The sequence below is a fragment of the Fulvivirga sediminis genome, assembly GCF_016757215.1.
Classification (GTDB): Bacteria; Bacteroidota; Bacteroidia; order Cytophagales; family Cyclobacteriaceae; genus Fulvivirga; species Fulvivirga sediminis.
On the sequence record NZ_JAESIY010000025.1, the window covers coordinates 1 to 16,889 of the forward strand.

The 16,889-nt window shown below is 34.2% G+C and carries 15 protein-coding genes and 1 pseudogene; 10 read left to right on the forward strand and 6 right to left on the reverse strand.

What is annotated here, in order from left to right:
• Positions 1-332 precede the first annotated feature (332 nt).
• A complete protein-coding gene (locus tag JL102_RS23025) occupies positions 333-2,666 on the forward strand; it encodes an ABC transporter permease (protein ID WP_202246833.1) in 2,334 nt (777 codons plus the stop codon).
• A 61-nt stretch (positions 2,667-2,727) separates the two neighbouring features.
• Here the strand turns inward: JL102_RS23025 and JL102_RS23030 are convergent, their stop codons facing one another.
• Positions 2,728-4,512 (reverse strand): ABC transporter ATP-binding protein, encoded by a 1,785-nt coding sequence (locus JL102_RS23030; protein WP_202246834.1) that lies wholly within the window; start codon positions 4,510-4,512, stop codon positions 2,728-2,730.
• Positions 4,513-4,709: 197 nt separating this feature from the next.
• Here JL102_RS23030 and JL102_RS23035 point away from each other — a divergent pair, with 197 nt between their 5' ends.
• Genes JL102_RS23035 through JL102_RS23065 form a run of 7 tightly spaced genes read left to right on the forward strand, consistent with a single transcriptional unit; the run spans position 4,710 to position 12,785 of the window.
• Entirely contained in the window at positions 4,710-5,708 is a 999-nt protein-coding gene (locus JL102_RS23035) for an NAD-dependent epimerase/dehydratase family protein (RefSeq protein WP_202246835.1), read from the forward strand.
• Between the two features lie 6 nt (positions 5,709-5,714).
• A complete protein-coding gene (locus tag JL102_RS23040) occupies positions 5,715-6,842 on the forward strand; it encodes a DegT/DnrJ/EryC1/StrS family aminotransferase (protein ID WP_202246836.1) in 1,128 nt (375 codons plus the stop codon).
• Entirely contained in the window at positions 6,842-8,530 is a 1,689-nt protein-coding gene (locus JL102_RS23915; protein ID WP_202246837.1) for a glycosyltransferase, read from the forward strand. The genes JL102_RS23040 and JL102_RS23915 overlap by 1 nt, the downstream gene beginning before the upstream one ends.
• Positions 8,531-8,552: 22 nt before the next feature.
• The gene (locus tag JL102_RS23050) at positions 8,553-10,052 is read left to right on the forward strand and encodes a hypothetical protein (RefSeq protein ID WP_202246838.1); all 1,500 of its coding nucleotides are present in this window, start codon (positions 8,553-8,555) and stop codon (positions 10,050-10,052) included.
• Positions 10,045-10,776 (forward strand): sulfotransferase domain-containing protein, encoded by a 732-nt coding sequence (locus JL102_RS23055; RefSeq protein ID WP_202246839.1) that lies wholly within the window; start codon positions 10,045-10,047, stop codon positions 10,774-10,776. The genes JL102_RS23050 and JL102_RS23055 overlap by 8 nt, the downstream gene beginning before the upstream one ends.
• 21 nt (positions 10,777-10,797) lie before the next feature.
• The gene (locus JL102_RS23060; protein WP_202246840.1) at positions 10,798-11,493 is read left to right on the forward strand and encodes a PIG-L family deacetylase; all 696 of its coding nucleotides are present in this window, start codon (positions 10,798-10,800) and stop codon (positions 11,491-11,493) included.
• Positions 11,484-12,785: a trehalose-6-phosphate synthase gene (locus JL102_RS23065; RefSeq protein ID WP_202246841.1), complete on the forward strand. Its 1,302-nt coding sequence runs from the start codon at positions 11,484-11,486 to the stop codon at positions 12,783-12,785. The genes JL102_RS23060 and JL102_RS23065 overlap by 10 nt, the downstream gene beginning before the upstream one ends.
• A 286-nt stretch (positions 12,786-13,071) precedes the next feature.
• Here JL102_RS23065 and JL102_RS23700 read toward each other — a convergent pair whose 3' ends face one another.
• The 4 genes from JL102_RS23700 to JL102_RS23075 all read right to left on the reverse strand — a co-directional run bounded on the left by JL102_RS23700 (position 13,072) and on the right by JL102_RS23075 (position 15,318).
• Complete coding sequence (locus JL102_RS23700; protein WP_237390714.1) at positions 13,072-13,608, reverse strand: hypothetical protein; 537 nt, start codon at positions 13,606-13,608, stop codon at positions 13,072-13,074.
• A 30-nt stretch (positions 13,609-13,638) separates the two neighbouring features.
• Positions 13,639-13,824, reverse strand: coding sequence for a hypothetical protein (locus tag JL102_RS23705; protein WP_237390715.1), 186 nt, complete (start codon positions 13,822-13,824; stop codon positions 13,639-13,641).
• Between the two features lie 144 nt (positions 13,825-13,968).
• Positions 13,969-14,409: a transposase gene (locus tag JL102_RS23710; RefSeq protein ID WP_237390716.1), complete on the reverse strand. Its 441-nt coding sequence runs from the start codon at positions 14,407-14,409 to the stop codon at positions 13,969-13,971.
• A gap of 150 nt (positions 14,410-14,559) precedes the next feature.
• Positions 14,560-15,318 carry a hypothetical protein gene (locus tag JL102_RS23075; protein WP_202246842.1) on the reverse strand — a complete coding sequence of 253 codons (759 nt, stop codon included), beginning with the start codon at positions 15,316-15,318 and terminating at the stop codon, positions 14,560-14,562.
• A gap of 372 nt (positions 15,319-15,690) precedes the next feature.
• Here JL102_RS23075 and JL102_RS24195 point away from each other — a divergent pair.
• Positions 15,691-16,279, forward strand: a pseudogene (locus JL102_RS24195) (IS256 family transposase).
• A 23-nt stretch (positions 16,280-16,302) separates the two neighbouring features.
• On the forward strand, positions 16,303-16,773 hold the full coding sequence (locus JL102_RS23930; RefSeq protein WP_317191663.1) for a transposase: 471 nt from the start codon (positions 16,303-16,305) through the stop codon (positions 16,771-16,773).
• Positions 16,774-16,819: 46 nt separating this feature from the next.
• On the opposite strand, the gene JL102_RS24200 is transcribed toward JL102_RS23930, so the two are convergent.
• Positions 16,820-16,889 (reverse strand): DNA polymerase beta superfamily protein (locus JL102_RS24200; RefSeq protein ID WP_202246843.1); only part of this gene is annotated, 70 nt, incomplete at its 5' end.

The window sequence follows — 16,889 nt, forward strand, 5'->3', positions numbered from 1 at the left end:
CTTTCATTATTATGCTCTGTTTTGATAATGCAAATTAAGCGCATAAGTGCGCAGTGTTTATACGTAGTTATATTTTAAATTTTGAATATTCCGAAGTTATTTATATATCAATTTATTACATTAGTTAAACCTTCTATTACCACAAGCTCAGGAAGAGCTACAGGCATTTTTTATCTTATTTATTACGCATATCAAATATTATTGACAATAAAATATATATAATGATATATTTTACTACATTTATCATAACAAAAATAGATGGAATAAAAATTATGTTGCCTAAACAAATCAAATTAGCGATTAGAAGTCTTACAAAAAACAAATCATACTTAATGCTGAATCTAATTGGCCTTGTAGGTGGTACATTTGCCGCATTCGTAATTGCTAAATATGTAGGTTACTCTCTTTCTTACGATGATTTTCACACAAACAAGAATAATATTTATGTGATTTGGCAAAGGGAAATCAGCAACATGGGAGCAGTTACTGAAGGTACTAAAACATTTTGGAACACAGCCGAAATTATAAAGAGTGATTACACGGAAGTACTAGAAACCACAAGAATTCACCCTAACCCAGAAACACTTGTGTTATCTGAAACTAATAATCAGAATTTCATTAAATTTAATGAATTAAATATACTATCGGTCGATTCGAATTTCTTTAAAATATTTTCTTATGAATTTATCCATGGAAATGAACGTAAAGCATTATCTCAGCGCAGTGCCATTGTATTAACAAAATCAGCTGCCAATAAATATTATAAAAATGAGAACCCAATCGGTCAAGTGCTTTCGCTTAAAACCTCTTGGGGAGATCAAATGGATGCAATTGTTTCAGCTGTTATAGAAGATAACCCTCGCAACTCAAACATTCACTTCGATTTTTTACTTGTAAATCAAAAACCGAACACGAATCAATATTGGCAAAATGCTGATTATGAAACTTATATACTGCTAAAGCCAGAGGTTTCTCATAAGCATTTCGCTAAAAAGCTGGCAAGTGACATTTCATACAGAGGAGGCCTAAATACTCAAGGACGTAACATAGAAATGGCCTTTATACCAATAACAAAGCTACAGATATCTATAACAGACTATATTCTCTCAATAGTCGGTGTAGTTATATTAATTGTCTCTTGGATCAACTTCATAAGTATATCAAGTGTTCAAAACTTAATTAAAACCAAAGAGGTAGCCGTTAAAAAAATAATGGGTGCAAGCAAACAACATATTTTCATACAACTCTTCACTGAAGCTTTACTTATAAATGGTCTTGGAATAGCATGTGTCGCAATATTATACTTTGTATTCGAAAAGCATTTAAAAGACATTACACATGGCCATTTATTACCCTTTATTAATGAATCCTGGAATATCAATTTAATATTTCTGAGCATATTTGCAGCAGGTACACTTATATCTTCAATATTACCCGCAATTTCCCTAACATCTCAAAATTTGAGCAACTCCTTAAGAGGAGACACTGCCGCAATATTTAGAAATCTAGGATTACGAAAAGTACTAGTAGTAATGCAATTCTCGATCTCCACCATACTGATTATGGGTATAGTGGTAATTACAAAACAGTTGAACTTTATCAAGGATTATGACAAAGGTATAGACTTTTCACGCACGTTGATCATAAAAGCTCCAAAAGATGGCTGGGATGGAAAGCAAGAGCGACTCAACAGCTTTAAACAACAGTGTCGAGAGCTTTCTGTTGTAAAGGAGGTCAGCTCATCTACCACCGTACCTGGAGAAACATACCGTCAAGAAATTTCAATAGAAGTAGCTCCTGGCCAGAGAAATCATAAATCCATTTTATTTACTAACGGAATTGACGAAAAATATCTTGAACTATATGATATTGAATTTTTAGAAGGAGAAAACTTTAAGGAAGATGCTCCTTGGAAAAATAAGAGGGGGGCTATTTTAAATGAAACTGCGATTAAAGCCATCGGCATAGAAAATATTAAAGACGCGATAGGCACCAAGCTATACGATTCAGAAGCAGAAAAAGATTACGAACTAATTGGAGTTGTTAAGGACTACCATAAGGTTTCTTTAAAGAGTAACATAGAACCTACTATATTTCTTTATAACAATAACAGAGGATCATTCTCCATCAAACTTAATAACTCCTCATCCAAAGAAACAGCAAGCATACACGAAGCTCTCGAGCCATTGAATGACCTATGGGAAAGGTTATATACTAATCAACCATTTGATTATTATCTTCTAGAAGAGCGTTTTTATGAGACCGACTTGCAGGAATATAACTTTGCAAGATTTTTCAAGATTTTCACAGCGTTGTCTATTATAATTTCATGTTTAGGTTTATACTCCCTCGTTCTTTTCTTAATCAATAAACGCATGAAAGAAGTAGGAATACGCAAAATATTCGGAGCTGGATCAATTCAAGTTTTCGCTTTTCTATTAAAAGATTATGCCGTCCAACTTCTTTTATCATTAATAATAGGAATACCCATAGCATATTACTTAATGAGCTCATGGCTTTCAGGGTATAGCTACCACATCAAGCTAGGTGTATGGATCATACCTTACGGAATAATACCATTGATTTTAATATTTCTAGCAACAGTGTTCTATCAGGTTTTGAAGGTAGCTAAGATGAACCCTGTAAAGATCTTCAGACAGGATTAAATAAATTACTAAAAGGGGGTATTACAATTCGAAATTTTCTTTCATACGTTTTAAGTTCTAGCTAGACACTATCTGAGAATCTCTCCGCTTGAAATTTAAATATTTTGGCATACACAGAATCCTGGATCATTAATTCTCTATGACTACCACGCTCTATGATATAACCCTTTGAGAACACGTAAATATTATCACACCAATTTATGGCAGACAAATTATGAGAAATGAGAATTAGTGAAGATTCTTGCCTTAAATCTTTGAGTGAATCAAATATTTTAATTTCTGACAATGTGTCTATAGATGCACAGGGCTCGTCTAGTATAGTTAAATATGCTTTCCTATAAATAATTTTGGCTAGTGAGAGTTTTTGTCGTTGTCCTTTAGAAGGTTCCACACCATCAAATTCAACCCCTACTTCATGTAAATACTTTTGCTCCCATCTTTCGATAAAAGAATCTGAATTACTAATACTTGCAGCATTAATAATAGCATTCATATCCTCTTTAGCTTCAATACGACCTATAGCGATAGTATCCTTCACTTTGAAGTTATAGTTTGCATAGTCCTGCATCATCACACCCAAATAACTCCACCATTCATTTAGGTCTATATCTTTCAGATCAAACCCATTTACCAAGATTTTGCCCTCTGTGGGATCATAGATTCGGCATACAAGTTTTACAAAGGTACTTTTACCTGATCCATTTTCACCTACCAGTGCAACTCTTTCACCAGGTGCTATTTTCAAATTTACTTCTTTAAGACCCCATTGGTCTGAAAATGGATATTTAAAACTCACGTTTACAAACTCAATAGTAGGGGGAGAACTCAAATCAAGCTTAATAGCACCCTGTTGATCATAACGAGATTTTGTATTTAGTATTTTTAATATATCTTCTACTACCAGATGCTTCTCATACTGTTTAGCCAAATTAACCAACATTTCGGATATTGCATATCTTACTGTTGTAAGTATCCCAAATACGAAAATCACATTTCCTATAGGTCCCGAACTTTCTACAACTCCTTTTACAAAAAGAAATGCTGCCAAGATAAATCCGGTCAGTGAAACTAGCTCAGAAATCATTATGAAAAACAATTTTCGTTTCTCCAAACGTATATTCTGCTCTCGAAACTGCTCCAGTATGCCATAAATCCATTTTAAGAGCCAATTACCTGATTGCAGTAACTTAGTCTCTATAATATTAGACTTATATTCAAAATACCTCTTTAGGTTTACCATCCGGCGTTGGTTAGGTGTGTCTCGAGCCCAAATCGTCCAAACGCTCTTACCATACTTAAACTCAGTAATAAAACTTGGGATTGATGTTATTATTAAAATACAGTAGATCAGTGCACCAAATTTAATGGCTAATATAGACCCCAGTAGAAAAGCGATTATATTTTTAATCATCTGAAATTGCCCCTCACTTAACTCTAATAATGGCCAGAAATTATTCCTAAACGCCCTTTTCATTAGATCTTGAAAGTTAGAGTCTTCGTATTTTTCCACATCTAAATCCAAGCGTTTTTGTAAAATTAGAACCTCATATTTTATACTGAGCTTAGTATTCCAGATCTTGTTGATATATATCTTAATGGCACTTATTAAACGTGGTGCAGCAATAATCAGAGCATATACAAATAGAGCAATCAAAAAATCGTGAGACTGCAATTTCTCATTTACAGCTACTATAAGTTTATTTATTAAACTTCCTAAAAAATAAAAATTAAGGTATGGCAATACAGCCGTTACTGCAAGAATTAAAATGAAAGCTATGCTTTCATTTTTCGCAAACCTGAACGAGTATTTCAAAACAGCAACCGAACTCTTTAAATAATTATACATATAGAAGCTTAAAACTTATAATAGTTATTTTAAACACTCTAATTAAAAATAAATAATTAAATTAATTTAATTTAAAATACTAAAACGAGTACCATTTAATATTTTTACCAACTTAACATTATTTTTATTTAAAATTATCTTTTATTTTATAATAATAATAACTTTATTTAAATATAATATCAACCATAACCAACTATATGACTAATTTACAAGGTTCCACTATCATGGTGGCAGGAGGAGCAGGATTTGTCGGCTCCGCAATTGTTCGTGAATTACTGGACCAAGACATTAATGTCGTGTGTTTTGACAACTACCTTCACGGAGTCCCTACTAATGTTAATCGAATTAAAGGGCCATTAACAATTGTTCATGGAGATGCTTCAAATACACATAGCTTAATGGAGTGCTTATTGAATAATAATGTCGACTATATAATAAATTGTATTGGCGATACTTTTGTACCTACAGCTTATGAAATGCCAGATCGCTTTTTTGACATCAACCTTGGTGTATGCCTTAATATCTTGAAAGCTGCAGATACATGCAAAATCAAACGGGTACTATACATATCTTCCACGGAAGTATACGGAATTACAGATCTTCCCGTTCTAGATGAACACGTAGCTTTAGCTCCTGTAAACACCTACGCCGTTTCAAAACTTGCTGCAGACAGGCTTTGCTACACATTTCATCTTGAGCATCAGACTCCAGTAATTACCGCCAGAATATTCAATTGCTATGGTCCACGCGAAACCGAACCATACATTGTTCCTGAAATCATATATCAACTTAACAAAAGTAATACCCTAAAGCTTGGCAACATCAAAGCGCAGCGAGACTTCACTTATGTACATGATACCGCCAAAGCCTTAATTGCGGTATTGGCATCTGACATACCCAATGGAGATGTGGTAAACGTGGGATCTAATGTTTCTTATTCTGTAGAGTGGTTAGCCTTCAAAATTGCAGAAATTATGGAAGTTAAAGATCTCAATTTGGAAATAGACCAGGATAGAATCAGAAAACTAGATATCAACAGGTTCAGATGTGACAACACTAAACTGAAGAAGTACACCAACTGGGAACCTACCGTAGACATTGAGGAAGGTTTAAAAAGAACAGTAGATTGGTTCAAAGCAAACTCATGTACATGGAGCTGGGAAAGCTTCGTAGAAGGAGTACGTATTTATAGATGAGGAATCATGCATTATATACCTGTTTCAAAACCATACTTCTGGGGCGATGAATTAACCAACGTGACAGAAGCTGTAACCAGTGGATGGATCTCTTCCAATGGTAAATTTATCGATGAATTTGAAGTTAAGTTTGCAGAAGCTGTTAACGCTAGGTTTGCAGTAGCTTTAAACAACGGCACTTCCGCATTACAACTAGCCTGTGATCTCATCGGCCTTAAAAGAGGGGACGAGGTCATTGTCCCAGATTTTTCTATGATAGCCCCTCTATTTGCACTAGAGTATATAGGGTGTGTTCCTGTGCCGATAGATGTAGATGACACATGGAACATGGATCCAAGCCTAATTGAAAATGAGATAACGGAAAAGACGAAAGCAATTTTAGTGGTACATAATTATGGACACCCTGCAAGTATGATAAAAATAGCCGCTATAGCTAAAAAGTACAAGTTAAGGATTATCGAAGATGCTGCTGAAGCCATTGGTGCAGAATATAACGGTATAAAAGTAGGATCTTGGGGAGATGTCACCTGTTACAGCCTATATGCCAACAAAATAATAACTACCGGTGAAGGAGGTATGCTCACTACAAACAACGAAGATTTATATAACCTTGCAAAATTCAAAAGAAACATGGCTTTTGGCTCAAGTGCAGAAAGCCGTTTTATACATAAAACAATAGGTTATAATTTTAGACTACCTAATATTCAAGCTGCAATAGGTTGCGCTCAAATAATCCACCTAGAAGATTCTATTAAACATAAAATTAACATCGCCTCTGAATACTCCCATCACTTGAAAAATGTATCAGGCATTGTACTACCTCCTAGCTCTAGGAATGTAAAAAACGTTTATTGGGTTTACGGTATACTCATTGAGGAATCATATGGAATATCAAAAAATGAGCTCCAGACTATCTTACTAAAGAAAGGTATCGAAACACGTAATTTCTTCATGCCAGTACATAAACAGCCATTTTTAAAGCATATCTCTATTGACGCTTCAAAGTATCACAAATCCGTCAAACTTGCTAAGCAAGGTATTTACCTCCCATCCTTTATTGGTCTCAGTTATAAGGAAATTTCTAAAATAGCAGATACTATAGCTGAAATTCAACTCAAAAATCATAGAATATAGTGCATATTGAGAAAAAGATAAACCTAAGCCATCCCTTCTATTGGGAAAATCATCGAGGTGGTTGGAAATATGTTAATAATATAATTAAAACCCATTTTCATCATGACCATGGAATTCTTTTTATTAGTGCAGTGGAAAATGCCTTATTGACCGAAATGCCCATACTTGATGAATGGGTTGGTGTAGTACATCAGGTTCCAAGACACTACATTAGAGAGTTCCCTGACTTGGTCAGAATGCTTAAATCAGACACTTGGAAAGCAAGTATACCATATTGCAAAGGCCTTTTTGTGATATCAAAATATGTTAAAAACTACCTGGAATCAATGAATTTAGGGATTCCTATCAGTCATGTCTACTATCCTGTAGACGAAGATTGCGCACATTTTAACTATGAAGCCTACATCACATCTAACGAGAAGAAACTTTTATTTATCGGCGAGTTTCTGCGACGTTTCAAATCATTCCAATACCTTTCAACTACACAGTTTGATAAAATAGTGTTGGGCTCGGAAGAATTTTATAAATCCAACATTCATGATAATAATATTACAGTGTATCCCCCTGTAACTGATCAACAATATGATATACTACTTACCAAGAATATTGTTTTTGCCGATCTGATTGATGCTCCAGCAAATACACTTGTTATAGAATGCTTGATTAGAAGCACTCCCTTATTAATTAACAGACTAACAGGAGTAGAAGAATATCTTGGCAAAGATTATCCCTTCTACTATGAATCTATAGAGGAAGCCAATGTTAAACTTGCAGATAATGCCTTAATCAAAGAAACTCATCAATATTTAAAAAGTTCGGATGTTAGAAAGCTTATTTCTGAAAAATCTTTTGTCCAGCAATTCTATGAGAGTAATGTTTACAAAGCCCTTCCTCCCCCTAAGAATAAGATTCACATAAAAAAGCAGTATGACTTAAGTCTAGCCTTATGCTCATATAACAGACTTTATAATATTAAGAATTTACTACAGATGTTAAGCGTTCAAAACTTTGAAGGTGATTTTGAACTCATATTATGGAATAATAAATTTGAAAATAAGCTTGCACTAGACAATATAATTACTGGTTTCAAAGATAAACTAAACATTAGAGTTATCCATTCAACAGAAAATTATTATTGTGCAATTAGACTTGCAATTGCATCAATCATGGAAAGCGAGCATTTGCTTATCATAGATGATGATGTACTTCCAAATCCCGGGTACATTACTCATTTCATGAATAAGTTTAATCAATATGGGCCAGAAGCTGTGATATGCTGCAGGGGGCATGAATTCCTTCCTCATACACTGGATGAAGAGGCTCCACATGAAGTATGGATGAATCATATCCATCTGAAGTTTCATGATCAATCAAAAGACGACAGAAAAATACATTTCTTTCATGCAGACAATTGCCTCATACCAAAATCAGTTTTACTAAGAGCAAATGAGTTTGACTGGCCATCTTATGATTTTATATTAGTTGATGACTACTGGTTATCATTTATTATCAATGAAAAACTGGACATTCCAATTTGGAAGATCGAAGCAAAAGAACATTTGAGTTTCACACCATGCGCTGACAACCCTGACATTGCTTTATTTCACAACGATAAAGTAAATATTCAGCGTCTAAAGTTTTACATCTATCATATGCGGCATCGCTGGCCATACTTTCCTCAACAGTAACACTCAATTAAATTTACAAATTTTGAACTTGTTAAATAAACTATACATTAATCAAACTGATTCAGAAGACGATCTCCCTGAATGGCAAACCTTTGTCAAAGCTGTGAGCTTAAAAAAGAAAACTGCAGGTGATGTACGCCTCATATTGCTCAACAACCCCGGAGATAAAAAAGTTATAACAGAAACCTGGGTCGGAATTATTCCTATACCTAAGCCATACAATAAATATATCTTTATTGAAGAGCTTATAACATCTGAGATCTGGATTAAAAACCATAAACACTGTATAGGAATCTATGTTTTTGATGTTTCACATAAAAATTTGTTAATAGCTTGTGGCATCAGAACGCCTGTAGCTGTCTTACCATTACAGAATCACAAATTCATCAATAATTATAATATTCCAAATGAGAGTAAGTCAAACTTATTATTTATCGGAGGTAATGCAAAAAGTGCCAGATTACTAAAAGAAAAGTCACTTAATTATAAGGTAAGAACATTTAATTATAACAACTCGATATCAAAAGAAATTGCCAGAGAAGGCCTTGATGTAGTAACAAACCTAAACAAAGACACTTATCACAGTTTACTAAATTCTTCCTTAGTAATTATTAATGATATAGATGACCTTAGAAACCTGAATTTCATATATGACTGCATTCATTATTGCACCCCTATAATAATCAGTAACTATTCTTTTCTTAAAAGAATTCTAGGGCATCAATATCCATTATATTACAGCTATTTTGAAGAGATATTCTTATTTCTTGAGGATTTAAATTATGTGAAAATGGGTATTCAACACCTAAAACTATTAAGAGATATGAATTCAAAATATGAAAAAAATTTGATTGAGATAATGGAATCATCAGCTATCTACCAAAGCATTAACGAAACCGACCCCGATAGAATAACCTTCCAATCTTATGATTTAAGTATTTTACTCTTCATATCACTACAGATGAATGAAAAAAATTTAAATCAAATCCTAAGAAGTATTGTTAATCAAAACGTCTCTTGTAACTGTGAATATATTATTTGGAACAGTAACCCATCAGCATCTGAAATAATTGCTAAATTTCACAACAGATACAAACATAAAATTGAATTGAAAATAATAGATGCTCTAGATAGTAAACCAAGCCATTGTATAGAAGCTATGGCTAGTTTGGTTCGGAGCTCTCACATTCTATTTATGAATAATTTAGATGTGCTAAACGAAGGCTTTATTGAAAATATATGGCAAGCTCTATTAAAAGACAGTAATCCACTAAACATAGAAAAACTAACTAATTACGAAGTTTACTACACAGCAGACAGGAAGAATGATCAATATTGTGCTTATTTATTTCAGACCTCGGCATTGAAAAAATCTCTTCTGCATTCATGCTCTGAAATCAACGAGCTCAGAAACTCAAGCCTAGCATTTCCCTATATATTTTCAAAACATATGAACATACCAATAGTTTTCCTACAATCAAAACTGATTGAACACCCAAAAACACAGCCAAACTATGAATAAATTTATATTATTGGCTCATCCTAGATCAGGATCAACTTTATTAATCTCATATCTAAAGTCGCATGGCCAAATATTAGCTCATGGAGAAGTATTTAATGAGAATGAATGCGACCTATCTCCTTTAGTCAGGCCAAATATAACTGGCGAAGAACTCATGAAACGAAGAGATAAAGATCCAATTGCCTTTCTTGAAAACTACGTGTTTATCAACACCTTACCGTGGAAAAAAATAACTGGCTTTAAAATACATTATCAACAAGCTAATGAAGGAAAAAAAGAAGTTTGGAATTATTTGGCAAACGACAGATCATTGAAAATAATTCACCTGACTAGAGAGAACAGCCTTGAAGCTTATACATCATTAATGTTAGCTATAAAAACTAACAAATGGACACAAACCACAGATAGCCCATCACCAAAATTAACCATAGCTTTAGATCAGCTAGAATGTCGTTATTTCTTTAAAAGAATAGAAAGGAATCGAGAATACTATAATAATTTATTCAAAAATCATCAGATACTCCACCTTACCTACGATGAACTATACAAGAATAAAAAAAATACATTAACCCATGTTCAGGAATTTCTAAATGTAAACATTGAAGATTTAGATGCTGATCTTCGAAAACAAAACAAAACTCCACTTCCAGAAGTAATAGAAAACTATAATGCATTAAAGCAGGCATTTAGCAAAACTCAATGGGAGAGATTCTTTACCAGTTAAAACAGTCTGTTAAACACCGACATGATAAAAAAGTACATAAATAATAGAAAATTAACATTTTTATCACCTCATTATGACGATATCGCTTTTTCCTTAGCTGGACTAATGCCGCTGATACTCGAAAATGTTGACACTTGTGAACTAATCAATGTATTTTCTAACTCCAACTTCATATACGAAAGAGTGAGTCACATAAAACTATCAACTCATCTTCGTAAAAATGAAGATGAAATTGCGATGTCATCATTGGGTCCAATTGACTTAAAATATGCGGGTTTTGATGAGGCTCTCGTAAGAAATAATAAAAGAAGTTCCTTGTTTATTCAAGGGCCAAAACACCTCAAGAAAACCGACCTATTACTTATCTCTGATCTAACAAATTTCCTACTCAAAGTACCGGAAGATCGAATAATGTTCATTCCGGCAGGTTTTGGTGGACATACAGACCATATAATTCTTCACGAAGCTGCAAAACCATTACCTCATTGTAAAATTTACTACTCAGATCTTCCATATGCTACAGATGATATTCTTTATATAAACCAGTATGGAATTAGATCCACCCAAACCAAAAAGAAGATTTCTGTCAGAGTAACCTCTACCATGATCAGTCTGCACTTGCAGGTCTGCAAAATGTACAAAACACAATTCAGAGAAATGTTTGCAGACCCTATTAGCAAGTTTTTAAAAATTAACGGTTATCAACTATGGATGTAAAGAGCTACATTTTTGCTTCAAACAGAGGTCCTCATTTCTACGCAAATGGATTATCTCATTTTGCTGCTGGAGGCACACAAGATGTATACAAACTTATTTGTAAGGAACTCGCAAAAAAATGGATATGTATAGCTCCTGACAAGTACGAATCCGACACGGTAATATCAGACTATAAAGAATTAGATGTTTTATTTGTAAATAAAACAACATACAACAACTACTATTATCGTTATGTATCCGAATATCTATACCCTAATATACTAGGCTCTAAAGGTCTAAAAAGTGCCGCTGGAGCTCAAAAGGAATTTAAAGAAGTAAGCAGAGCTATTGCGCATAAAATAGGCAATCACAAATCTATCATACTATGCGACTATCATTTATACAAGGTTCCAGAGTACATTATCGATAGTGAACAAATTCACTTCTTCTGGTTTCTACCCTTCCTTAAAGCCCCAAAAGATAACCAAATCTATCGTGATATTACCTACGGATTAATGAAAGTGGATACACTATGGTTCCTTCATGAAGACTATAAAAAGAATTTCATTGAATTTGCTGAAGCCATGTACGGCCCCAACAACCTTCCTACTATCGAAACATTGACATTAGGACCAAGCGCTTTTTTTTCAAAAAACCATAGAGTTGATATAAATGAATTTAAACATCTAATTCTAAAAGAATTCCGTGTTCAATATAGCCCTCAATGCTCTTACCTAATTACAGTAGCTCGTTTAGATTTTGTAAAAAAAATACCATTACTACTTCAGGCCATGAGCATCATTGAAAATGACCGCAAACTAAACATTAAGCTGATGATACTCGCTCCTCATCATAGGCAAAATTCTAGCTTTTATCAAGCTGAAGAATTAAAAATACTAAAACATCTAGATCAGCTAAAAAGAAATGATCAAGTATTTTTTTCACATAATACACTCAATCGAGAAGAATTAATCGTGCTTTATAAATTTACCAATTTATTTATTCTACCCTCTTCCAACGACGCAATGCCACTAACCCCCCTAGAGTATATACTAGCCAACGACGGCAATGGAGCTGTAGTTGTTAGCGATTCAGCAGGAACATCAAAAATAATGCCTAATACTACATACATCTTTAAGCACGATAATCCATTATCACTAGCCAATAAAATTATAGAAGCTCTACTTGCGAATAGCGAAGATAGAGCATCCTGGATGAAGCAAAACAAACAAATTACATATAGAATTACCTCCAACAAATGGATCAATAAAATAATGGAAACATTAAAACTTTTTGAAGAAAAAATTATTTAATTAGCTTTACTTATTGCATTTTCAAAAGAAAAATCAGAGGATAAGTTCATTTCAAAATCAGATTAGAATCTTTAGTATGGCAACTTACATAAATTACGCCATCCTTATTCTAGCAATTATCTTTGTTTATAACATGACTTTCTTGTGGGTTCTAGTTTTTAATATGTTCACTATACTAATCTTTTTTATAATTCGATTCAACTGGGCTCTTAATAAATCTAAAAACCAAATCAGCGATGAAGAATAGTATAGACACACTGATCCCAGGGGCTTTTCTGATTTAGGTTTAGGCGGCCTGAAGTAGTGGTATATCTTCTGATTTCTTTTTGCTCATCTTAACGGCACTGGTCATCATAACGGCGAAGAATACATGTATCATTTCTCGTTTTTCTCCCTTAACCTTGATTTTATTCAGACCGTAAGCAGTTTTATGGTTGCCAAAACTTCCTTCCATAACGGTTGCTCTCCGGCTGGAGATGAGGCTTCTTAGTTGGCTTTCCTGAGGTTTGTTTACTTTGGGACCTTTCTTCGGGAAACAGGTAAACACTTTCTTTTCTGTTAAATACTTCCTGTTGGCATTGGTGGCATAAATACGATCTGCTCCCAGCTGATGAAGAGATCCAAATATCGCTCTATGCTTTAAACTACTTATTTTTAGTCTGGTACTTTCATTGAATGCCCTGAACTCCATAGCATCAATAAAGCAGATGCCGTCAACCTGAAGCATGTGTGCTTTCATTCCAAACTCAACCCTTTTAGTTTCTTTGCCTCTTACGATTGGCCTAACATAAGGTCTGGGAAGCGATACTATCCTGTTTTTCAATCCTTTAGCTGGATGATACTGTAAGAATTGCTATTGCTCAAGTACCTTCTTTATAGTTTTCAGGTATAATCGCTCCTGAAGGTGAAGCTGTATTTGTGGGTTTTCATTGAGTAAGGACTGTAGCTGTCCCAGTCCTTTGGACAGTAGATATATCAATGACTTTTTACGCTTGCGTCCAGCTTTGTAGGTCTTTTTTCGACTACGATTGTAAGACATCTGTTTGCGCTTTTGATCTATGTATTTGGAGCGAGGCTGTTTTACACCTAATATTTTACACCATCTGTAAAGCTGTTTTTCAAACACCCATTGACAACTTTCCCAGAGTAGCTTAACGTCGGTAGGAAAACGAATATAACTTTCTTAGCAAGTGGCATCCATTAAGAGAACATGGGTGTTATGCATATCTCTTTTCCAATGATGAATGAGTACTTCCTGAAGCTGTTGCCAATCAGTATTATCAGACATATACGTCCTGATTCGACTTAAAATGGCCTTATCCTTAATTCTTTGATTATCATCCAACAATTTATTGCAAAACAGCTGAAGGCTCCAATCGGTGTTAAAACGTTCTATAAGCTTTTCATCACTCAGGTTTAAATAAGATTTCAGAAACATTAGGCCAAACATGCCCTGTGCCGAAAACCAGCGGGGTGCGCCTGGGCCTCTATTTTCCTTTGGCAAACATTCTGAAAGTTGACCCCAAGGAATAGTATCATAAACCTTTCCCAATTTGCTATTCTTGAATAAATACCATTTTGGAGTTAAGTAATCTTGCGGTTGGAAAAGCTCTTGATCTCTCATATATTGCAGTGTTAATTGTGATTGAACACTACAATTTAACAAATCAAAAACCCCGAAAAAAGCTTTATCTAGCTAATTTCGGGGTTTTGTTTTATACTTTAATGCTGATAAGCAACTGTATTTCAGTGCTTTTTATTTAAAAGGGAGGCCCTAATTAAGCTCAATATTCGATATACTCGATATTTTGAAATCCCTAAATTCATACTTGTCTTTAAGCTTATCTAATATGAGCAACATTTTATGTATGCCTTTAAATATTTGCTCAGGATCATTCGTAAGTGCTAGCAACATAGCTTCTTCCCAACCCAAAGGCCTAAAATTAAACGCTTTTATTTGTTTTAAAAGTTTAGATGGAGAACGACTAATAAAACATTCCTGATTGAGTAATGCAATAGTATAAGCAAACTGATTAACTAGTTCTATGGAAGACCAGGTTAGCTGAACAAAATCTTTAGCCTGAAATGCTCTGTAGGCTTTTGAATAATGAGCCATAAACGTATTTAATTCAACAGCATTTTCAAACTGTTTAGTATCCTTTTTTATTTCTTCATATATACTCAAAAGATAAGAGTAAGTATTTTCGCAATCATAATACACTCTCATATTAAGAATAGATCCAGCTTTTAAAGGCCATTGCATGTAAACAGATTCCATTTCTTTAATTAATGTTTCAATGGTAACTACACGAATATCAATGTAAGTTGTACCATATAGATACTCAAACCAATTCGCAGTACCTTGATTTATTGCTACTACATAGTCTAAGTCCGAATATGGAGTAAATTCATTAGCAGCAACAGATCCTTTAACACCAAAAAGAAGAAGCCTTTTACCATATTTTCCCTTTAACTTCTCTAAAATAATCGAGGATATTTCATCTGGACTCTCCAGAAGAGGTATTAACTCCATTGACAAACAACATTATATAAAAAATTATTTATTTAATAAAAATAAATAAAAAAAAAGACATTAAGTTATTAAAAGAATATTTATTATAGATACGATAAAAGTGCCAATCCATGGTAGTATAAACAATTTTGTGTAAACGATAAAAGCGTTCTGTCATTAACTAACAATTCAAAGGCTCGTTTTGGAAGAAAAAAATGATCGAAGGCGAGGAATTAATTATCGAAAACGATTATTAACCACTAAATTGTTGATTATGAATGATGACAAATTTAACATTCCCCTGATTTCTTTAAGAAGTTTTCCAAGGAGGAATTCAGCAGCTTTTTTGATAAGCTTTTTAAGGAAGATGTCCAGCAAATGCTACAAGGAGAAATGGAGGAACACTTAGGATATCCCAAATATAAAAAGAAGGATAAGGACAAGCTAAATACTCGAAACGATAGCAGTAAAAATAACATCAAAACCTCTCGAGGCTCTATTTCAATGGATATACCCAGAGACCGTGAAGCTACTTTTGAACCCAAACTAATCCCTAAACATAAGCGAATGAATGAGGAGATAGAGGATGCTGTCCTTTCTTTCTACGCCAAAGGTATGAGTACTGCCGATATTGAAGAGCAGATTAGTGAAATTTATGATGTACAGATCAGTGCCACTACCGTCTCCAATGTTACTGCTCGAATGCTGGAAGAGGTGAAAACATGGCAAAACAGGCCTTTGGATCATGTTTTATTTTATTGTCTGGATGGACGGAATCTGCTTCAAAGTAAGACAGAACGGCAAAGTAATCAATAAGACCATTTACTTAATGATTGGCCTGAACAATCAAGGAACCAAAGAAGTGCTTGGAATGTGGCTGCATGAAACCGAGAGTGCATCTTTCTGGATGAGTGCCTTTACCGATATCAAGGCTCGGGGCGTAGAGGATATCTTCATTGTCTGCAGTGATAATCTCACCTGACTCACTCAGGGGATAGCTAGCATATACCCTCAAGCAGCCACACAGATTGTGTAGTGCATCAGATTCGCAATAGCTTAAAGTACGTGGTATTGAAAGACAAAAAGGAATTTATGACTGATTTAAAACAAGTATACCAGGCCCCTAGACGTCAAGCCGCTGAAATGGCCTTACAAGAACTAGCCCAAAAGTGGCAATATAAATATGGCTATGCTATCAAGGGATGGACAAACAATTGGGACAACCTCACCCATTTCTTTGATTTTCCTTTAGAGATCCGAAAGGTGATTTACACCACCAACGTTATTGAAAGCTTTAACAGCACCTTGAGGAAATATACCAGAAATAGGCTGGTCTTTCCTAATGATGAGTCGGTATATAAAGCCCTTTACATGGCTATCGATAAAATTACCAGAAAATGGACTCACACCCTGAGAAGCTGGGGACTAACTTTGAACCAGTTTATTAATCTTTATGCAAATAGGTGTCGAATTTAAATTATTACCTTTGAATCGTTCGTTAATGACAAATACACAAAATTATTTAGTGGCTCCAATCCATACTTTTCACATATATGCATCGTACATCATAGTCACTATCAGGAGATGGAAAA